At 67.4% G+C, this 19,744-nt stretch carries 16 protein-coding genes and 1 tRNA gene; 14 read left to right on the top strand and 3 right to left on the bottom strand.

Annotated elements, in window-relative coordinates:
- The first annotated feature begins 248 nt into the window (after positions 1-248).
- From ileS to FX134_RS02590, 3 genes are read left to right on the top strand one after another with little or no spacing between them, the layout of a single operon-like run.
- Complete coding sequence (ileS, locus tag FX134_RS02600; RefSeq protein ID WP_080797403.1) at positions 249-3,098, top strand: isoleucine--tRNA ligase; 2,850 nt, start codon at positions 249-251, stop codon at positions 3,096-3,098.
- Between the two features lie 3 nt (positions 3,099-3,101).
- Positions 3,102-3,653, top strand: a complete 552-nt coding sequence (gene lspA / locus FX134_RS02595) for a signal peptidase II (protein ID WP_080797402.1) — start codon at positions 3,102-3,104, stop codon at positions 3,651-3,653.
- Positions 3,650-4,657 (top strand): RluA family pseudouridine synthase, encoded by a 1,008-nt coding sequence (locus FX134_RS02590; protein WP_080797401.1) that lies wholly within the window; start codon positions 3,650-3,652, stop codon positions 4,655-4,657. The genes lspA and FX134_RS02590 overlap by 4 nt, the downstream gene beginning before the upstream one ends.
- Positions 4,658-4,696: 39 nt before the next feature.
- Here the strand turns inward: FX134_RS02590 and FX134_RS02585 are convergent, their stop codons facing one another.
- Entirely contained in the window at positions 4,697-5,467 is a 771-nt protein-coding gene (locus FX134_RS02585) for a putative ABC transporter permease (protein WP_080797400.1), read from the bottom strand.
- 101 nt (positions 5,468-5,568) lie between these two features.
- On the opposite strand from FX134_RS02585, the gene hemH reads away from it, so the two are divergent.
- Both hemH and coaBC read left to right on the top strand, forming a co-directional pair.
- Entirely contained in the window at positions 5,569-6,591 is a 1,023-nt protein-coding gene (hemH, locus tag FX134_RS02580; protein WP_087881521.1) for a ferrochelatase, read from the top strand.
- On the top strand, positions 6,584-7,783 hold the full coding sequence (gene coaBC, locus FX134_RS02575) for a bifunctional phosphopantothenoylcysteine decarboxylase/phosphopantothenate--cysteine ligase CoaBC (RefSeq protein ID WP_080797398.1): 1,200 nt from the start codon (positions 6,584-6,586) through the stop codon (positions 7,781-7,783). The genes hemH and coaBC overlap by 8 nt, the downstream gene beginning before the upstream one ends.
- Positions 7,784-7,988: 205 nt before the next feature.
- Here the strand turns inward: coaBC and FX134_RS02570 are convergent, their stop codons facing one another.
- Complete coding sequence (locus FX134_RS02570) at positions 7,989-9,254, bottom strand: RidA family protein (RefSeq protein WP_080797397.1); 1,266 nt, start codon at positions 9,252-9,254, stop codon at positions 7,989-7,991.
- A gap of 348 nt (positions 9,255-9,602) precedes the next feature.
- Positions 9,603-9,679 (bottom strand) — tRNA-Pro (locus tag FX134_RS02565).
- 234 nt (positions 9,680-9,913) lie between these two features.
- Here FX134_RS02565 and FX134_RS02560 point away from each other — a divergent pair.
- The 9 genes from FX134_RS02560 (at position 9,914) to FX134_RS02525 (ending at position 19,739) form a co-directional block, all read left to right on the top strand.
- Positions 9,914-11,815: a sensor domain-containing diguanylate cyclase gene (locus tag FX134_RS02560; RefSeq protein WP_197735964.1), complete on the top strand. Its 1,902-nt coding sequence runs from the start codon at positions 9,914-9,916 to the stop codon at positions 11,813-11,815.
- Positions 11,816-11,936: 121 nt separating this feature from the next.
- Positions 11,937-12,188, top strand: coding sequence for a GlsB/YeaQ/YmgE family stress response membrane protein (locus FX134_RS02555; RefSeq protein WP_080797395.1), 252 nt, complete (start codon positions 11,937-11,939; stop codon positions 12,186-12,188).
- A 173-nt stretch (positions 12,189-12,361) separates the two neighbouring features.
- Positions 12,362-12,565 carry a cold-shock protein gene (locus FX134_RS02550; RefSeq protein WP_080797394.1) on the top strand — a complete coding sequence of 68 codons (204 nt, stop codon included), beginning with the start codon at positions 12,362-12,364 and terminating at the stop codon, positions 12,563-12,565.
- 412 nt (positions 12,566-12,977) lie between these two features.
- Complete coding sequence (locus FX134_RS02545) at positions 12,978-14,435, top strand: MATE family efflux transporter (protein WP_080803692.1); 1,458 nt, start codon at positions 12,978-12,980, stop codon at positions 14,433-14,435.
- A 277-nt stretch (positions 14,436-14,712) separates the two neighbouring features.
- Positions 14,713-16,674, top strand: a complete 1,962-nt coding sequence (locus FX134_RS02540; protein WP_232050819.1) for an NADH-quinone oxidoreductase subunit 5 family protein — start codon at positions 14,713-14,715, stop codon at positions 16,672-16,674.
- Between the two features lie 18 nt (positions 16,675-16,692).
- On the top strand, positions 16,693-17,574 hold the full coding sequence (locus FX134_RS14725) for a complex I subunit 1 family protein (protein ID WP_232050818.1): 882 nt from the start codon (positions 16,693-16,695) through the stop codon (positions 17,572-17,574).
- 13 nt (positions 17,575-17,587) lie between these two features.
- Complete coding sequence (locus FX134_RS02535) at positions 17,588-18,031, top strand: NADH-quinone oxidoreductase subunit B family protein (protein WP_080797393.1); 444 nt, start codon at positions 17,588-17,590, stop codon at positions 18,029-18,031.
- A gap of 3 nt (positions 18,032-18,034) precedes the next feature.
- Positions 18,035-18,649 (top strand): NADH-quinone oxidoreductase subunit C, encoded by a 615-nt coding sequence (locus tag FX134_RS02530; protein ID WP_080797392.1) that lies wholly within the window; start codon positions 18,035-18,037, stop codon positions 18,647-18,649.
- A 1-nt stretch (position 18,650) separates the two neighbouring features.
- Positions 18,651-19,739, top strand: a complete 1,089-nt coding sequence (locus FX134_RS02525) for a hydrogenase large subunit (RefSeq protein WP_080797391.1) — start codon at positions 18,651-18,653, stop codon at positions 19,737-19,739.
- Positions 19,740-19,744 lie beyond the last annotated feature (5 nt).

The following is a 19,744-nucleotide window of genomic DNA, read 5'->3' as shown; positions in this document are numbered from 1 at the left end:
GCGCTGACGCCAGCTGCAAGCGTCATGGCTGGCGCCGCGCGGGATCCTTCGACTACGCGCTGGCGCGCTCCGCTCAGGATGACAAGGGGGCACTCGCTCCGTTCAGGATGACGGCGCGCGCTCCTCCTATGTCGCAATTTTGGAAAGTCGGGCCGGCCCTGGGGAAAGCACGCGGTTTCGCCTATACTATACAGGTTTGAATCTGAACCGCCTGAAACGCATGCACAGGATGAAAGGTACTCACAGCCGTGGCGAACAGCTATAAAGAGACGATGAACCTGCCTAAGACCGACTTCGCGATGCGGGCGAACCTGCCCGAGAACGAGCCGAAGCGCCTTGAGAAATGGGAGCGCGAGCATATCTACGAGCAGGTGCTCGAGAAGAACAGGGACGGCAAGCCATTCATCCTGCACGACGGCCCGCCCTACGCCAACGGCCCCATCCACATCGGCCACGCCTTCAACAAGATCCTCAAGGACTTCGTGAACAAGTCCCATGCGCAGCGCGGCTTCTTCACGCCGTACGTGCCCGGCTGGGACTGCCACGGCCAGCCCATCGAGCACATGGTGGAGAAGACCCTCGGCCCCGAGAAGATGGCCGAGATCGACCAGCCCACGCTGCGGCGCCTGTGCCGCGAGTGGGCCGAGAAGTACGTGGACGTGCAGCGCGACGGCTTCAAGCGCCTGGGCGTGAACGCCGACTGGGAGCACCCCTACCTCACGTTTCTGCCGAACTACGAGGCCGGCAACGTGGAGGTGTTCAAGCAGATGTACCTGGACGGCTCGGTGTACCGCGGCCGCAAGCCCATCCACTGGTGCAAGCGCTGCCACACCGCGCTCGCCGAGGCCGAGATCGAATACTCTGACGAGGAGTCGCCGTCCATCTTCGTGCGCTTCAAGATGGACGTCATGCCCGGCATCTTCGAAGCGGCCGGCGCCACCGGCGACGCCCACATCCTCATCTGGACCACGACGCCCTGGACGCTGCCGGCCAACACCGCCGTGTCGCTCGCGCCCGACGCCGACTACGTGATGGTGCGGGTGGACGGCGCGAACATGATCATGGCGCGCGAGCTGGTGGAGCAGGTTGCCGAGATCGCGGGCTGGGAGTCCTACGGCCTCGTGCGCGGCGCCGACGGCGAGCCGGTCGCGCTCAAGGGCCGCGAGCTCACGGGCCTCACCTACACGTGCCCCATCCGCCAGGACCTCAAGGGCGCCATCATCTACGGCGACCACGTCACGCTCGACTCCGGCACCGGCTGCGTGCACACCGCGCCCGGCCACGGCCAGGACGACTACCTGGTGGCGCTCGAGTTCGACGTGCCGCTGCTCATGCCGGTGGACGACAACGGCGTGCTCACCGACGAGGCGGGCCCCTTCGCGGGCCTCGACGTGGACGAGGCGAACCCGGTCATCATCGAGTGGCTGCGCGAGCGTGGCGCGCTGGTGGCCGAGAAGAAGATCCTGCACAGCTACCCGCACTGCTGGCGCTGCCACGAGCCCGTCATCTTCCGCGCCACCGACCAGTGGTTCGTGTCGATGGACAAGAACAGCCTGCGCGAGAACGCGTGCAAGGCCATCGAGAACGACGTGGAGTGGATACCCGCGTGGGCGTCGAACCGCATCGGCTCCATGGTGGCCGACCGCCCCGACTGGTGCATCTCGCGCCAGCGCAGCTGGGGCGTGCCCATCCCCGTGTTCAAGTGCGCGAAGTGCGGCAGCACGGTGGCGAACGAGGCCACGTTCGGCGCGGTGATCGACCTGTTCTACAAGGAGGGCGCCGACGCGTGGTTCACGCGCGAGCCGTCCGAGTACCTGCCGCGCGGCATCAAGTGCGAGACGTGCGGCTGCACGGAGCTCGTGCCCGAGCGCGACATCCTGGATGTGTGGTGGGAGAGCGGCGTGTCGCACACCAGCGTGTTGAAGCACCGCGCCTCCGAGGGCCTGCGCTTCCCGGCCGACATGTACCTGGAGGGCTCCGACCAGCACCGCGGCTGGTTCCAGTCGGCGCTGCTCACCAGCATGGGCGCCTACGGCGTGCCGCCGTACAAGAGCGTGATGCACTGCGGCTTCACGGTGGACGAGCAGGGGCGCAAGATGTCCAAGTCGCTCGGCAACGGCGTGGACCCGGCCGAGGTCATGGGAAAGTACGGCGCCGACGTGCTGCGCCTGTGGGTGGCCAGTGTGGACTACTCGCAGGACGTGAGCATCTCCGAGAATATCCTGAAGCAGGTGTCGGACGCCTACCGCCGCTTCCGCAACACGTTCCGTTTCCTGCTGGGCAACCTGGACGACTTCGACGACGCGCGCGACATGGTGACGTGGGACGCTCTGGAGCCGCTCGACCGCTACATGATGGTGAAGACGGCGTCGTATTTGTCCGACGTGGAAGAGGCTTACGACACGTACCGCTTCAACGCGGTGTACCGCATGACCTACGATTTCGTGGACGACCTGTCGGCCGTGTACATGGACGTGACGAAGGATCGCCTGTACTCCGAGGCGCCCGACTCGCCGCGCCGCCGCGCCGTGCAGACGGTGCTCATGAACATACTGGAGGTGCTCGTGCGGGTGCTTTCGCCCGTGTTGTCGTTCACCTGCGACGAGGTGTGGGAGCACTACCCGCTGGCCCTGCGCGAGCGTGAGGGACGGCCCGAAAACGTGCAGCTGGCCGGCTGGCCTGCCGCGAGCGACTTCGTGCCTGCCATCCCGGCGAGCGCGGCGGGGGAGACCACGGTGTTCGCCATGCTGCTTTCGGCCCGCGACGCGGTGACCAAGGCGCTGGAGGACGCGCGCGGTGCCGGCACGGTGAACAAGAGCCAGGAGGCTGAGGTGACCGTGCAGGGGCCGGACGCCCTCGTGGGCTTCGCCGAGCGCTTCGACGCCGCCGTGCTGGAGGAGCTCTTCATCGTGGCGAACGTGCGCTTCGAGAGCAACGGCTCGGAGGACGACATCACGGCCACGGTGGCGCGCACGTCTGCCGAGAAGTGCCCGCGCTGCTGGAACTACCGGGAGCTCGGCGGCAACGCGAACCACCCGGATGTGTGCGAGCGCTGCGGCGACGCGCTCGACGCCATCGGCTACACGGAAGGCGAGTAGCCCGTGGAGCAGGCGAAGGGCGGCCGGCGCGGCCGCGCCGCGCTCGTGTTCGGGGCGATCGTCGTCATCTGGCTCGCCCTCGACGTGGCCACGAAGGGCTGGGTGTCAGGCGGCTGGTCGGAGGGGGAGGTCATCACGGGTCCCCTCCTCGGGCTCGTGCGCTTCCACCTCGTTCACAACACGGGCATGGCCTGGGGCATGTTCGGCGACTCGACGTTCGCGCTCGGCATCATGTCGCTCGTGGTGTGCGCGGTCATGACCGTCTACCTGTTCGCGTTCTCGCCGAGGGCCGGCATGCTGGAGACGGCGGGCATCGCGCTCGTGGTGGCGGGCGGCCTGGGCAATGCGCTCGACCGCTTCACGCTGGGCTACGTGGTGGACTTCATCGAGCCGGTGTTCATCGACTTCCCGGTGTTCAACGTGGCCGACATCGGCGTGACCTGCGGCTTCGTGCTGTTCTTGGCGGGCATGCTGCTCACGTGGCGCCGCGACGACCGCGCGGCTTCGCTGGCCGCCGCGCAAGCCGAGGATCCGGAAGGCCCCGACGAGCGATGACGCGCCTTCTGAGCCACACCGTCGATGCCGCCGACGCGGGGCAGCGCCTCGACGCCGTGCTGGCCGCGCGCGGGCTCTTCCCGAGCCGCAGCGCCGCCGCCCGCGCGATCGACGAGGGGCGCGTGTACGTGAACGGGGCCACGGTGCCCAAGAAGCACGCCGTGGCGGCGGGGGATACGCTCGTGTTCCAAGCCGAAGACGAGCCGGCGCCCGGACCCGTGACGGGCCAGGCCATCGACCTGGACATCCGCTTCGAGGACGAGCACCTCATCGTGCTCTCGAAGCAGGCGGGGCTCGTATGCCACCCCTCGGTCGACCATGACGACGGCACGCTGGTGAACGCGCTCATCCACCACTGCGGCGCCGACAACCTGTGCAACGTGCAGGGTGACGACGACCGCCTGGGCATCGTGCACCGCCTCGACCGCGACACCACCGGCCTCATGCTGGCGGCCAAGGACGACGCGACCGGCTACGCGCTCATGGCCGACATCCGCGACCGCGCGGTGGACCGCCGCTACCTGGCGCTCGTCCACGGCGTGATCGCGCACGACACGGGCATGATCGACGCGCCCATCGCCCGCGCCGAGAAGGAGCGCACCCGCATGGCCGTGCGCGACGCGGCCTCGGCCCGCGAGGCGGTCACGACGTTCCGCGTGCTGGAGCGCTTCGAGCACGGCCCGCGCGACGACGGCTACACGCTGGTGGACTGCAAGCTGTTCACCGGGCGGACGCACCAGATCCGCGTGCACATGGAGTACGCGCACCACCCGCTGGTGGGAGACCCCGTGTACCGCTCGCGCGCACCGAAGGACGCCGCCGCCGACCTGGGCCTCGAGCGGCAGTTCCTCCACTCGTTCCAGATCGCCTTCGCGCACCCCGCCACCGGCGAGGAGCTGCGCTTCCACGACAGCCTGCCCGCCGACCTCCAAGACGTCCTGGACGCCCTGGCCCCCCGCAGCACCGGCCGCACCCCCGCCGGCAAAGAAGTCCTCGGGGCGTGACAGGGGCGGCGTGACAGGGGGACCCCTGTCACGCCGCCCTCACTCCCTCCCGTAGACGCTCATGTTCTGCATGCGGGCTTGCAGGAAGCTGTCGGGGAAGTGCTCGTCGAAGAACTCCTGCGTCCAGGTGGTGGCCGGCACGCCGGCGGCGCGCTGGCCCTCGCGGTCGAGCGCGAGCACGGTCGCGACGATGTCCACGGCCAGAAACGCGCTGAGCGCCGCCGTGACGAGGCGCGCGGCGAGCGCGCGGGCATCCACATGGGAGAAGATGCGCCTGATGAACGGCAGCGCCATGCGCACCCACAAAAGCCCGAGCAGGCCCCACATCACGCCGAACGCGAAGTTAGTCCGCCCGTTGATCGAGCCGAACGTGCCGCTGTAATCCCAGGCGATAGCGCCCCAGAGCACCTCCATGAGCCAGCTGGTGGCGTACTCGATCACCGAGCCCACCGCCATGGCCACGAGGAAGATGATGAGGTTGTGCGAGTGGTAGAAGCGGTTGAGCGACGCGGTGAGCACGACCGCGCCCACGCCGTAGATGGGGGAGAAGGGGCCCCACACCAGCCCCGCGCGGCTCTCGAGGCCGCCGTAGACGATGGCGTGGAACGCCGTCTCCACGACGAGGCCGACCACGCAGCCGGCCACGAACAGCCAGAACAGCGTGAAGTAGTCGAGCTTGAGGTAGCCTTGGTTCGGGCGGACCTGCTCCTTGACCTCCTGGCCCAGCTCGCGCAGGATGCCCTGCTCGGCCGCGCCGGAAGCCGCGGCGGCACCTGCCGGCGCCTCCGGATTTTTCGGTTCTTTCTCCATTCACCTGCCCTCCGCCAGACCAATGGGCTAAACTATATCAGATTTCAGGGGGACGGAACTCAGCCGTTTCCCCATGGTGGATTCCAGGAAGGTGATCGATCGTGCAAGAGCAGGGTCGCTGCGGGGTGCTCCTCGTCAACACGGGCACGCCGTCCGAGCCGCGGCCGCGCGCCGTGCGCAAGTACCTCGCGAAGTTTCTCATGGACAAGCGCATCGCGCCGATGAACCGCGTGGGCTGGTGGTTCATCCTCCATCTGTTCATCCTGCCCAAGCGCGGGCGCGCCTCCGCCGAGAAGTACGCGATGATCTGGACCGACGAGGGCTCGCCGTTCACCATCGCTCACGAGAAGCTGGAAAGCGGCCTGCAGGCCGCGCTCGAGGGCGAGGGGCTCGACGTCGTCGTGCGCTGCGCCATGAGCTACAGCGACCCCACGGTGCCCGATCGCGTGCGCGAGCTCAAGGAGGCGGGCTGCACGCGCCTCGTCGTGCTGCCGCTCTACCCGCAGAGCGCGCTCTCCACCACCGGGTCGGTGTCGGACAGCGTCGAGCGCGCCCTCAAGAAGGAGCGCTGGGACGCGCCGTGCGACTTCATCGACAACTACCACGACGACCCCACCTACGTCCGCGCCATCGCGGCCTCGCTCGAGCACGCGGGCTTCGACGCGGCCTCCGACGACAAGGTGCTGTTCTCCTACCACTCCATCCCGCTCGCGGACATCGAGGCGGGCGACACCTACGAGCTGCAGACGGGCGCCTCGAGCCTCCAGATCGCCGGCGAGCTGGGGCTCGACCGCAACCGCTGGACCATCGGCTACCAGTGCCGCTTCGACAAGAGCCGCGAGTGGCTCTCGCCCTATACGCGCGATGTGCTGGCGCGCTGGGCCGAGGCCGACGTCGGGCGCGTGTTCTTCGTCTGCCCGAACTTCGCGGTGGACTGCCTCGAGACCATCTACGACATCGACCACGAGCTCAAGCCGTTCTACCTCGAGCGCATCGAGGCCGCGGGCCGCACGCCCGCGCCCGACTGCTTCACCTACGTGCCGTGCCTGGACCGCAGCCGCGCGCACGTGAAGGTGCTCGCCGACGTGGTGCGGCCGCATATCCAGGAGGTTGACCATGCCTAGCGTCCAGAAGACCGTGCTGTTGGGGGTGACGGGCTGCATCGCGGCCTACAAGTCCTGCGAGATCGTGCGCGCGCTGCAGAAGGCGGGCGTGCGCGTGAAGGTGGTCATGACCGAGCACGCGACCGAGTTCGTGGGCCCCGTCACGTTCCGCGCGCTCACGCACGAGACGGTGGCCGTCGGGCTGTTCGACGACCCGTCCGACCCCATCCACCACATCTCGCTCGCGCAGGAGGCCGACGCCTTCCTCATCGCGCCGTGCACCGCCAACGTGATCGCCAAGATCGCCAACGGCATCGCCGACGACCTGCTGACCACCACGGCGCTGGCCACCACGGCGCCGCTCGTCATCGCGCCGGCCATGAACGTGAACATGTACGAGAACGCGGCCACCCGCTACAACATCGGCAAGCTGCACATCCGCGGCGCGCGCATCATCGAGGCCGGCGACGGCTACCTGGCCTGCGGCGACGTGGGGAAGGGGAGGCTCGCGGAGGTGGACGACATCGTGGCGGCCACGCTCGACGAGCTGGGGCTGCAGCGCGACCTGGACGGCCGCCACGTCATGGTGACGGCCGGGCCCACCGTGGAGCCCATCGACCCGGTGCGCTACATCTCCAACCACTCCTCGGGCAAGACCGGCTACGCCATCGCCCGCGCGGCCGCCCTGCGCGGCGCCGAGGTGACGCTCGTGTCCGGCCCCGTGTCGCTGCCCGCGCCCGAGGGCGTGCGCGTCGTGCGCGTGAAGACGGCGCGCGAGATGATGGCCGCCGCCGAGGAGGCCTTCGAGCATGCCGACGTCGCCGTGTTCGCCGCCGCCGTGGCCGACATGCGCCCGCGCGAGGCGGCCGACCACAAGCTCAAGAAGGGCCAGGCCGACGCCGAGCTCGGCACCATCGACCTCGTGGAGAACCCCGACATCCTGGCCACGCTCGGCGCGGCTAAGCGCGGGGGCCAGGTGGTGGTGGGCTTCGCGGCCGAGACGGGCGACGTGGTGGCCAACGCCGAGAAGAAGCTCGCCTCCAAGCACGCCGACTTCATCGTGGCGAACCAGGTGGGCGACGGCCGCGCCTTCGGCACCGATGACAACGCCGTATGGTTCGTGGACGAGGACGACGTGGAGGAGCTGCCCCGCATGGCCAAGTCCCGCATCGCCGACGAGATCCTCGACAAAGCCAAGGAGTTTTTGAAGTAGGGGCCCTTGTCATCCTGAGCGAGCGAAGCGAGTCGAAGGATCCCGTGCGGCGATAGCTGTGACGCTTCCTGCTGACGCCGCACGGGATCCTTCGACTCCGCTCCCTTCGGTCGCTCCGCTCAGGATGACAAAAAGGCCCGCCTCGACTTCCATCGGGGCGGGCCTTCTCGATTCGCGCGCTATCCCATGCAGCTGGGCGCGGCGCTTACGCCACGGGCGGGGTGCCCTCGGCGTTTCCGAAGATGGCATCGATCATGACGCGCGCGTCCATCGGCAGCGCGGACGTGCCCACGGCGCGGAAGGCCGGGGTCCCGCCGAAGCAGCGGGCGCATGCGTCCTCGACGGCCGCGAGGTCGGCCAGGTCGCGCAGGTACACGTTCACCTTGACGGCGTCGGCCATCGTGTGGTCGACGTTCTCGATGATGGCCTGGATGTTCTTGCACGCCTGCTCGGCCTGCTCGGCCGCGCCGCCGGCCACGAGCTTGCCCGTGGCGGCGTCGACGCCCAGCTGCGCCGAGATGTTGTTGTAGTGCGAGAACGCCACGGACTGCGAGGACAGGGCGCTCTTGGGGGCGGCGTCGGTGTCGTTGGCCTCGACGATCAGGCCGTGACGGGCCTCCACCTCCTGCGGGGGCGTGCCGTCGCCGTGCGACACGACGGCCTCGATCTGCACGAGCGCGTGCAGCGGCAGGTCGGCCACCTCCACCACGGTGCGGGCGGGCAGGTAGCCCACGGCGCGCGCGATGCCCGAATCGGGGAAGAAGCGCGTGTACACCTCGTCCACGGCATCGAGGTCGGCGAGGTCCTTCAGGAACACGGTCACCTTGACGATGTCGTCGAACGGCGCGTCGATGCTGGTGAGGACGGCCTTGATGTTCTTCAGGCACTGCGCGGCCTGCTCGGCTACGCCGCCGACCACGATCTGGCTCGACACGGGGTCGATGGGCAGCTGGGCGGTGACGTTGTTGTAGTGCGAGAACGCCACGGACTGGGAGGACAGGGCGTCGTAGGGGGCGTTGTGCGTGTTGTTCACGTACTTCACCAGGTCGCCGGCCTGGGGCGCGTCGGGGATGGTGCCCTCGCCGTTGGTGAGGAGCGCCTCCACCTGCACGAGCGCGTCCATCGGCAGCGCGTCCACGGCCACCGTCGTGCGCGCGGGCACGTAGGTGGGGAAGTAGGCGCGGAAGACCTCGTCAACCGCGTCGACGTCGCGGATGTCGCGGACGAAGACGGTGATGCGCACCACGTCGGTCAGGGAGTGGTCGATGCTGTCGACGATGGCCTCGATGTTGGCGAAGCACTGGTCGGCCTGCTCGGCGATGCCGCCGGCCACGAGCGCGCCGGTCTCGGGATCGATGGGCAGCTGGGCCGAGAGGTTGTTGTAGTGGGAGAACGCCACCGTCTGCGCATGCAGGTCGCTCTGGGGCGCGCCTTCGGTGTTCCTTGCCAATACCACGTTGTCGCCGCTCATGTAGTACCCTCCTTCGGAGATTTCGGGAATCCGGGGCCTTGGGGCCCGACCGCGCGCCGGATTCTTCCCGACGCGTGCGGAGGCTGAAAGTATAGCGTCTTGTGCAGGTGCACAAAATGGTTTTCGCGATATTTCTGACCAGCGGAAACGGGTGGATGCGACCGCTCGCCGCAAAAAATGGAAACCACGGCGCGCCCATGCAGAAAACCCGATGCGGTGATTCGTTTCATGCAGGATTATCGAGGCTGCCGCTCACCGATTAGTTCGCCTTGGGCGGCGCGCCCGCATTCGGGCGGAAAAGAGAAGGGCCCGGACGGAGGCTTCCCTCGTCCAGGCCCTTGAGCGTTCTGGTCGGGTTGACAGGATTTGAACCTGCGACCCCTTGACCCCCAGTCAAGTGCGCTACCAAACTGCGCCACAACCCGTTCATCGCGCTTCGCAGCCCTGCGGCTTGCGAAACAGCGTTGATTATATTAACCGTAACCCTCCGGCTTTGCAAGGAGGAATTTCGAGGGATTTGACCGCCTCCCGCCTGCGCGCGGCCTTTCCGCATTCGTTGAAGCTTTTCGTTGGTGCCGACATGGTGCGCTTCGCGTGCTACTGTAAGTTCGGAACATTAGGTGCGGCGATCGGAGCGATGGATGAAGCAGGGCATTTTGATGCGGACTAACGTCCTGATCTGCCTCGTCGTCATCGGCGGCTTCGCCATCACGTCGCTGCTCAGCTACCAGGCCAACTACGGCGCGTCGATCGAGAGCATCGAGCAGGTGTCGCGCCTTGCCTCCGAGAGCATCTACTACCGCCTGAGCGCCGAGTTCGCCAAGCCGGTGAACATCTCGCTCACCATGGCCAACGACAGCCTGCTGGAAAGCCTGCTGCTCGAGGAGCCCGCGCGCCGCGACGACGCGGCCTACATCGAGACGATCCGCGAGTACCTGGCCTCCTACCGCGACCAGTACGGCTACGACTCGGTGTTCCTCGTGTCCACGGCCACGGGGCGCTACTACAACTTCGAGGGCATCGACCGCGTGCTCGAGCGGGGCGACCCCGAGAACGACTGGTACTTCGCGCTGCTCGAGGGCGGCGAGGAGCACGCCATGAACGTGGATAACGACGAGGCCGCCCACGACGAGATCACCGTGTTCGTGAACTGCAAGATCCACTCCGGCGACGAGGTGCTCGGCGTCATCGGCGTGGGCATGCGCGTGGAGCACCTGCAGGGGCTCTTCCTCAACTACCGCGAGGAGTTCGGCGTCGACGCCTACCTCGTGGACGACTCCGGGGTGGTGGAGGTCTCGACCGAGCACAACGGCCACGAGGGCATCGACTACTTCTCGCTGCACCCCTTCACCTCCGGCCAGCGCGACGACGTGCTCGACCGCGACGCGGCCGACAACTCGGGCGGCTTCTGGGCGGAGAAGGACGTCGAGGGGGGCGTGGCGTCCTCGTTCGTGGTGTCGCGCTACGTGAGCGACCTGGGCTGGCACCTCGTGGTGGAGCGCGACACGGGCTCCACCATCGCGGAGCTGCGCGCCCAGCTCGTGCGCACCGTGCTCGTGATCACGGCCATCGTCGCGGTCATCCTGATCATCATCACCTCGGTCATCCGCGGCTTCAACCGCCGGATCGTGAACCTCACCCAGTCGGTCGAGCGCGAGCGGCGCACGGCCTTCGAGAAGGCCACCGACCAGATGTTCGACGGCATCTACGAGCTGGACGTCACCCACGACCGCCCCGCGAACCAGGCGGCCGAGGACTACTTCGAGAGCCTGGGCGCGCCGCGCGGCCTGCCGTTCAGCAGCTCGCTGCACATCGTGGCCGAGAAGCAGATCAAGGAGGAGTTCCGCCAGGGCTACCTCGACATGTTCTCGCCCGAGAGCGTGCTCGCGGCGTTCGCCGAGGGCCGCGACGTGCTGAGCTACGAGTGCATGATCTCCTCCGGCGGCGACTACTACTGGATGCGCATCACCGCGCGCCTCGTGCAGAACGATGCGGACGACTCGGTGCGCATGCTGGTGTACCGCCAGAACATCGACGCGGAGAAGCGCCAGGAGAACCGCCTGCAGCATCTGGCCATGACCGACGAGATGACGGGGCTCTACACGAAATCGGCCACGATGCACCTCATCGAGCGGCGCCTGGCGGAGCGCCCCGACGAGACGTGCGCCTTCTTCATCTTCGACATCGACGTGTTCAAGCAGGCCAACGACCGGTTCGGGCACGTGTTCGGCGACTCGGTGATCGAGTCGTTCACGGGCACCATCCGCTCGAGCTTCCGCAAAGACGACATCATCGGGCGCGTGGGCGGCGACGAGTTCGTGGCGTTCGTCACCGTGCCGAGCGACACGTGGGCCAAGCGCAAGGCCGAGGTGCTCTCGCGGGCGCTCGACCATGACCACACGGAAGGCGACGCGACCTGGCACGTGTCGGCGAGCATCGGCATCGCGCTCGCGCCGCGCGACGGGCGCGACTTCAAGACGCTCTACAAGCACGCCGACGAGGCGCTCTACCGCACGAAGGACCGCGGCCGCAACGGCTACACGCTCTACGGCGACGCGTAAGGCCCGCGGCTGCGGGAGGAAAACGGCTTCGCAACGGGGCGTCCACCTTCGCCGCGCGCGGCGTCGCGGCGGCGCGGATCCTCCTATCCTTATCGGTCAAACGGCAGATAGGAGGCTTATTATGAGCATCATCGTATGGATCGTCATCGGCGGCTTGGCAGGCTGGATCGCGGGCATGATCATGAAGGAGCAGGGGAGCCTGGTCAAGAACATCGTCGTCGGCATCGTGGGCGCGCTGGTGGGCGGGTTCATCATGAGCTTCTTCGGCGCGGCCGGCTTCACCGGGTTCAACCTGTGGTCGTTCGTCGTGGCGCTGATCGGCTCGGTGGTGCTGCTCGCTGTGATCAACCTCTTCACCGGCAAGAAGGCATAGCGGATCCGAACGTGTTGATACCGTGTGCGCGCGGCTATTATCCCATCGCGGAGCATGCGGGGGCCTCCGGCGTGTAGACTGATCCGGCGGCAGCACGCCGCATATGTGAACGGACCGCTCCAGATGGGCGAATCCGTCGGTTGCAGCCCTTCGGGGCGGGAAGTTAGGTTTGCATGGCTTTTGGTACAGTGAAATGGTTCAACGCCGAAAAGGGCTACGGTTTCATCTCCCAGGAGGAAGGCGGCGACCTGTTCGTCCACTTCAGCGAGATCCAGGGCGACGGTTTCAAGACCCTCGAGGAGAACGCCCGCGTCGAGTTCACGGTCGCCTCCGGCAACAACGGCAAGGACCAGGCCACGAAGGTTCGCGCCCTCTAAACAGCGCGCACATACATGCGAAGAGAACGGCTCCTCCGGGGGCCGTTTTTCATGGGGCTTGTATCAAAGTTTCGCCTCGCCGCCTCTCCCGTGTCGAGCGTAGGGCAAGGGCTCTGCCCTTGCCGTCGGGCGGAATCGCCCCGCAGGTTGCGGCAAGGGCAGAGCCCTTGCCCTACGAGGCAGTCCCAGGTGTCAAGAGAACCGTCCCCCTGACACGGCCCCGACACGCAGGTTGCGGCAAGGGCAGAGCCCTTGCCCTACGAGGGGCGTCAGGATGGTATACTGTCTTTCGCCCGGGATGACCCGGGGTTGAAGAGTCTGCCGGGACAACCCGGAAAGCCGACGACATGCGCTCGAAACGCCCGCCCACGCGGCGGCCTTCGGACGCATGTTCGCGTTCAGGAGCTCGCTTATGGAAACGAATGGAATAGCCGTCGACGAGGCCGCGCCGGCCCCGCGCGGCAAGGATCGCACGATAGACCGGATGGGCACCGAGGGCACGTTCAAGCTGCTGCTCGAGTTCTCGCTGCCGGCCGTGGCGGGCATGATGGTGCAGATGCTCTACAACGTCATCGACGCGGTGTACGTGGGGCACGCGGTGGGCGCCGACGGCCTGGCCGCCACCACGGTGGCGAACCCCATGATGACGGCCATGATCGCCGTGGCCATGCTCGTGGGCGTGGGCGGCAACGCGCTCGCGGCCATCAAGCTGGGGGAGCGCCGCCGCGCGGTGGCCGAGCGCGTGCTGGGCAACAGCTTCGTGCTGCTGCTTCTGGCCACGGTGGTGCTCTGGGCCGTCGCGGCCTTCGCGCTCGAGCCCATCCTACGCTACTCGGGCGCCGACGAGGACGTGCTGCCGCTCGCCATGGACTTCATGACCGTGATCGTGGCGGGCTGCCCCTTGCAGTTCATCGCGTTCGGCATGAACAACTTCATCCGCACAGCGGGGCATCCCAACCGCGCGCTCGGCTCCATGCTCGTGGGCACGGGCGCGAACATCGTGCTCGGCTACCTGTTCATCATCGTGCTCGACGGCGGGATGCGCGGCGCGGGCCTGGCCACCGTGTGCTCATGGGCGCTCTCGGCCGCCTTCGTCATGCAGTTCTTCCTGAAGAAGGGCTCGCCCATGCCGCTGCGGCGCGCGTCGCTCGGCCTGAGGCCCCGCGTCGCCCTGCGCATCTGCGCGCTCGGCGTGGCGCCCTCGGTCATGGAGCTGGGCTTCGCCGTGTCCTCGATGATCGAGAACAACCTGCTCGTGCTCTACGGGGCGTCCGACGCCATCGGCGTGGACGGGGCGCTCGCCATCATGCGCGTGCTCACCGCCGTGGGCATGTTCACGTTCATGCCGTCGATGGGCATCGCGATGGGAGCGCAGCCCCTCATCGGGTACAACTACGGCGCGCGGCAGTACGGCCGCATGAAGCGGGTGCTCGCGCAGGCGGTGCTGCTCGGCGTGGCCGTCACGGCGCCCCTGTGGGCCACCGTCATCGTGGCGCCGGACATGTACGCGCACCTGTTCGGCCTGCCGGAGGAGTACATGGCCGAGACGGCGTGGGCGCTCGTGCTGTTCCTGCTGTTCATCCCCATTCTGCCGCTGCAATCCATCGGATCGAACTACTTCGACGCCACGGGGCAGGCGGTGAAGGCCACCGTGCTCACGCTCACGCGCCAGATCCTGTTCCTCATCCCGCTGCTCGTGTTCTGCCCGATGGTCCTGCCGGGCCTGCTGCCCATCACGCCGCTCGAGAGCGTGTGGCTCGCGCCGTCGATCTCGGACATCACCTCCACGCTCCTTGTCGCGGCGTTCCTCGTTTTCGAATGGCGTCGTCTCGCGCGGCTCGAGGCGCGCGAGGCCTCCCACAAGGAGTGAGGCTCCGGGGGGGGGGCCGCGTCTGCGCTCCCGCCCCCCCGACCGCTCGCCGACGTGACGGCTCGGTGACGGTTCGGCCTCGAAACGCCGTCCATCCGTCAACAGCAGCCGTTCGTTGGAGAGGTGCGAACCGCTGGCACCCCCTTTTTTACACGAAAGCAACCGGATTCGACCCGCCGCTTGACCGTTTTTCCTTCTCTGCTAGAGTGCATGGACGAGCGACGCCCGGTCGCTTTCTGCTCGCAAACATCGAAAAACATGAAAAGGGGGAGGCAACGTGGCTCTGCTCGGCTTTCTAATCCTTTTCCCGCTGGTTGTTGCAGGCGTGCTGCTCATCGTGCGCAACAACCGAGCGAGAAACGCGATTGTCGCAGCCTCGGCGCTCGTCATCGCTCTAGCCTCGGTCTGGCTCGCGGTCTCCGGGATCGGCACGTCGGGAATCGTGCTCTTGCCGTTCGGCCCGCATGTCCTCGACTACGTCTGCACGGGCATCGGCGTGACCATCGCCGCGGTCATCTTCTTCTACGGCGTGAAGTACCGCAACGTGCTCGCATGCGTGCTCGCGGCGATCCAGGCGACGCTCTCGCTCGTGCTCGAGTTCGGGTTCGCCTGGCGCATCGAGGTGCACCAGGGCCTCTACTTCGACTCGCTGTCGCTGCTCATGGCCCTGATCATCGGTATCATCGGCTCGGGCATCTGCGTCTACGCCATCGGCTACATGGAGGATTTCCATGCGCATCACCAGGCCGAGGGCGACGAGAACGTCGATAGGCGCCCGCGGTTCTTCGCGCTCATGTTCCTTTTGCTGGGCGCCATGTTCGGCGTGGTGTTCTCCAACAACATGCACTGGCTGTTCTCGTCGTGGGAGATCACGACGCTCTGCTCGTTCCTGCTCATCGGCTACACCCGCACCGGCGAGGCCATCGGAAACGCCTTCAGGCAGGTGACGATGAACATGCTCGGCGGCATCGCGTTTCTGGTCGCCCTCATCGTGTGCGCCTCCTCCCTCGGCACGCTCTCGCTGATCGACTTCCTCGTGATCGGCGTGCAGAATCCGGCCCTCGTCGTGCTGCCGGTCACCGCGCTCGCGTTCGCGGGCCTCGTCAAGGCCGCGCAGATGCCGTTCCACACGTGGCTGCTCGGCGCCATGGTGGCGCCCACGCCCACCTCGGCCCTGCTCCACTCCTCCACGATGGTGAAGGCGGGCGTGTTCCTGCTCGTGAAGCTCGCGCCCGTGATGTACGCCGGCGTGGCCGACCCGCAGGCCGGGTTCCTGGCCGCGGTGCCCTCCCTCATGGTCGTGCTCGTGGGCGGCATCACGTTCGCGCTCTGCTCGTTCATGGCCATCTCGCAGACCAACGCCAAGCGCGTGCTCGCGTACTCCACCATCGCCAACCTCGGGCTCATCGCGGCGTGCGCCGGCGTGGGCACGCCGGAGGCCGTGTGGGCCGCCGCGTTCCTCATCCTGTTCCACGCCATCGCGAAGTCGCTTCTGTTCCTGTGCGTCGGCACGGCCGAGCACCATATCGGCAGCCGCGACATCGAGGACATGGACCTGCTCTTCGAGCGCATGCCGCGCCTGGCGCGCTTCATGATGCTCGGCATCCTGTGCATGTTCATCGCGCCCTTCGGCATGCTGGTGGCCAAGTGGGCCACGCTCGTCTCCTTCGCCGAGACCGGCCAGGTGGCGCTCATCATCGTGCTCGCGTTCGGCTCGGCCGCCACGTTCATGTTCTGGGCCAAGTGGCTCGGCAAGCTCTCCGGCATCGCCGCCGGGCGCGAGAACGTGGAGGAGGGCGTGCACAAAAGCGAGTGGATCGCCATCCTGGCCATGGCCGTGCTCGTCGTCCTGTGCTGCGTCGGCCTGCCGGTCATCTCCTGGGCCGTCGTGGAGCCCTACGTCTACAGCGTGTTCGGCGCCCTCGGCCAGGACATCTCGGCCGCGAACCTCTGGATCGCCTCCATCCTGTCGGCCGTCGTCGCCATCGTGCTGTTCGCCGGGCTCGGGCGCTCCAAGGCCAAGCGGGCGGACGTGTACCTGGCCGGCGTGAGCCGCGACAACGCCGAGCGGACGTTCAGCAACTCGCTCTCGGGCGAGACGGCCGCCACGGCGCGCAACTGGTACCTCGAGGGCGTCTTCGGCGAGGCCCGCATCTCGCCGGCGGGCACCGCCGTATGCGCGCTCATAATCATCGCCGCGTTCGCGGCCTCGGCCGCGGCCGTGCCGGGGATGTTCTAGGGAAGGGTGTGATCTGGTATGCAACTGCTCCTCGTGCTCGTCGGCACCCTCGCCTTCGCCGTCCTGGCGCCGGTGGCGGGCTGCCTGCTCGCCGGCCTCGACCGCAGGATCTCGGCCCGCATGCAGGGCCGCGTCGGCCCGCCGCTTCTGCAGCCCTACTACGACGTGCGCAAGCTCATCGAGAAGGACGACGTGTCCGTGAACTCCGTCGAGGGGACCTACGTCACCTGCGCGCTCGCGTTCACGCTCATCGCCGGCGGCATCTTCTTCTCCGGCGGCAACCTGCTGATGAGCGTGTTCGTGATCACGCTGTCGGGCCTGTTCTTCATCGTGGCCGCGTACTCCACGCGCAGCCCCTACGCCGAGATCGGCGCCGCCCGCGAGACGCTGCAGGTGATGGCCTACGAGCCCATGGTGCTGCTCATGGCCGTGGCGTACTTCCTGGCCGCCGGCACCTTCGACGTCGCCGGGGCGTTCGACCTGGGCCTGCCCGTCATCGTGTCCATCTGGCCGGTGTTCCTGGGCTTCCTGTTCGTGCTCACCATCAAGCTGCGCAAGTCGCCCTTCGACCTGTCGTACTCCCACCATGCCCACCAGGAGATCGTCAAGGGCATCACCACCGAGATGAGCGGGCGCACGCTCGCGAAGGTGGAGGTCATGCACTGGTGCGAGAACATCCTGTTCTTGGGCTGGACGGGCCTGTTCTTCGTCTGGGGCGGCCCGGCGTCGCTCGTCGCGGCCGTGCTCGTCGCGGCGATCGCGTACTTCCTCGAGATCTGGATCGACAACAACTTCGCGCGCGTGAAATGGCAGGCGCTGCTGAAGTCGGCGTGGGCGGTGGCGCTGGTCGCCGGCGGCGTGAACATCGCCGTGCTCGCGTACGCGCCCTACCTTCTGTAAAGGAGCCGCATCTATGACGTATGCAACCAAATCGCCGTGGGTCATCCACTACGACGGGTCCAGCTGCAACGGCTGCGACATCGAGGTGCTGGCGGCGCTGTGCCCCGGCTTCGACGTGGAGCGCTTCGGCATCATCAACACCGGCAACCCCAAGCACGCCGACATCTTCCTGGTAACCGGCAGCGTGAACGAGCAGAACATCAAGGTGGTGCAGGAGATCTACGACCAGATGGTGGAGCCGAAGGCGGTCGTGGCGTGCGGCATCTGCGCGTGCTCGGCCGGCATCTTCCACGACTGCTACAACGTGATCGGCGGCGTGGACCAGGCCATCCCCGTGGACGTGTACGCGCCTGGCTGCGCCGTGCGCCCCGAGGCCATCATCGACGCGGTGGTCGAGGCCATGGGCATCCTTGAGGAGAAGTCGAAGGCCCTGCAGGCGCAGAGGATGGGGGCGTAGGAGATGGAGCTGAGAAGCGAGTTCATCCCGCTCGCCGTCGAGGAGCTGCCGGCGCTCGCCGCCGAGAAGAAGGCCGAGGGCGCGCGCTTCGTGCAGATGCTCGCCGTCAGCACCGAGGACGGCGTGGACCTCGTCTACTCGTTCATGAAGGACGGCCTGCTGGCGAACCACGAGATCAAGGGCGTGAAGAAGGGCACCACGGTGCCCAGCATCACCGGCGAGTTCCTCGCGGCGTTCGTGTTCGAGAACGAGGCGCACGACCTGTTCGGCGTAGACATCGCCGACATCGCCATCGACTTCGGCGGGAGCTTCTACGCGCTCGCGCAGAAGGAGCCCATGACCGTCATCTCGCCGGCCCAGCATGCCGCGCGCGAGAAGGCCAGGAAGCTCGCCGCTGCCAAGGCGGCCAAGGCCGCGATAGCCAACGCCGAGTTCGTGGCGGAGCATCCCGAGGCCAAGCCGAAGCGCGAGGGCGTCGTCGCCCCGTCCGGCGAGGACGGCCTGGAGGCGCGCCTGGCGGGCGTCGATCCCGAGAAGGTGGCGCGCGTGAAGGCGGCCCTCGCCGCGAAGGCCAAGAAGGCCGCCGCCGAGGCCGCGGCGCAGAAGGAAGGTGAGTAGCATGGGAAAGGCGACCGTCATCCCGTTCGGCCCCCAGCACCCGGTGCTGCCCGAGCCTCTGCACCTCGACCTCGTGGTGGAGGACGAGAAGGTGATAGAGGCCGTCCCGCAGATCGGCTTCATCCACCGCGGGCTGGAGAAGCTCGTCGAGACGCGCGACTACAACCAGTTCATCTACGTGGCGGAGCGCATCTGCGGCATCTGCGCGTTCGGCCACTCCATGGGCTACGCCGAGACGGTGGAGAAGCTCATGGGGGTTGAGATCCCCGAGCGCGCCGAGTACCTGCGCGTCATCTGGCACGAGCTCTCCCGTATCCACTCCCACGTGCTGTGGCTGGGCCTGGCCGCCGACGCGTTCGGCTTCGAGAGCCTGTTCATGCACTGCTGGCGTTTGCGCGAGCGCGTGCTCGACATCTTCGAGAAGACCACCGGCGGGCGCGTCATCTTCAGCGTCGTTAAGGTGGGCGGCGTGGTGCGCGACATCGACGGCGCGCAGTTTGCCGAGATCAAGCGCGTGCTCGAGGGCATCAAGGACGACTACAAGCAGATCTGCGGCGCCTTCCTCAAGGACTCCTCGGTGAAGAACCGCACCGTGGGCGTGGGTTATATCAGCCATGAGGACGCGCTCGCCCTGAGCATGGTGGGGCCGTTCGCCCGCGCCTCCAACGTGAACTGGGACGTGCGCATGCTGGGTGGCGGCGGCTACCGCAACCTGTCCGACTTCGAGCCCGTCCTGGACTCCCAGGGCGACTGCTACGCCCGCGTGAAGGTGCGCGCGCTCGAGGTGCTGCAATCCATCGGCATCATCGAGGAGATGATCGCGAAGATCCCCGCCGGCGACATCGCCGTGGACGTGAAGGGATCGCCCGCCGACGGCGCGCAGGCGGCGATCGTGGCCGAGCAGCCCCGCGGCGAGTGCTACTACTACGCGCGCGGCAACGGCACCAAGAACCTGGAGCGCATGCGCATGCGCACGCCCACGTCGCAGAACCTCGCGGGCATGACCACCGCGCTCGCGGGCTGCGACTTGGCCGACGTCAACATGATCGTGCTCACCATCGACCCCTGCATCAGCTGCACGGAAAGGTAGGAGGA

This window comes from Arabiibacter massiliensis (assembly GCF_902386925.1).
Taxonomy (GTDB): Bacteria; Actinomycetota; Coriobacteriia; order Coriobacteriales; family Eggerthellaceae; genus Arabiibacter; species Arabiibacter massiliensis.
The sequence above is the reverse complement of the archived record's forward strand: the minus strand, read 5'-3'. Positions and strand labels throughout refer to the sequence as shown.

Coding starts and splice junctions, on each gene's coding strand:
- FX134_RS02545 (WP_080803692.1), top strand. CDS start 12,978: ATGGAAACGAATGGAATAGCCGTCGACGAGGCCGCGCCGGCCCCGCGC.
- FX134_RS02560 (WP_197735964.1), top strand. CDS start 9,914: ATGCGGACTAACGTCCTGATCTGCCTCGTCGTCATCGGCGGCTTCGCC.
- FX134_RS02555 (WP_080797395.1), top strand. CDS start 11,937: ATGAGCATCATCGTATGGATCGTCATCGGCGGCTTGGCAGGCTGGATC.
- FX134_RS02585 (WP_080797400.1), bottom strand. CDS start 5,467: ATGGAGAAAGAACCGAAAAATCCGGAGGCGCCGGCAGGTGCCGCCGCG.
- FX134_RS02530 (WP_080797392.1), top strand. CDS start 18,035: ATGGAGCTGAGAAGCGAGTTCATCCCGCTCGCCGTCGAGGAGCTGCCG.
- FX134_RS02570 (WP_080797397.1), bottom strand. CDS start 9,254: ATGAGCGGCGACAACGTGGTATTGGCAAGGAACACCGAAGGCGCGCCC.
- FX134_RS14725 (WP_232050818.1), top strand. CDS start 16,693: ATGCAACTGCTCCTCGTGCTCGTCGGCACCCTCGCCTTCGCCGTCCTG.
- FX134_RS02590 (WP_080797401.1), top strand. CDS start 3,650: ATGACGCGCCTTCTGAGCCACACCGTCGATGCCGCCGACGCGGGGCAG.
- FX134_RS02550 (WP_080797394.1), top strand. CDS start 12,362: ATGGCTTTTGGTACAGTGAAATGGTTCAACGCCGAAAAGGGCTACGGT.
- coaBC (WP_080797398.1), top strand. CDS start 6,584: ATGCCTAGCGTCCAGAAGACCGTGCTGTTGGGGGTGACGGGCTGCATC.
- FX134_RS02535 (WP_080797393.1), top strand. CDS start 17,588: ATGACGTATGCAACCAAATCGCCGTGGGTCATCCACTACGACGGGTCC.
- FX134_RS02525 (WP_080797391.1), top strand. CDS start 18,651: ATGGGAAAGGCGACCGTCATCCCGTTCGGCCCCCAGCACCCGGTGCTG.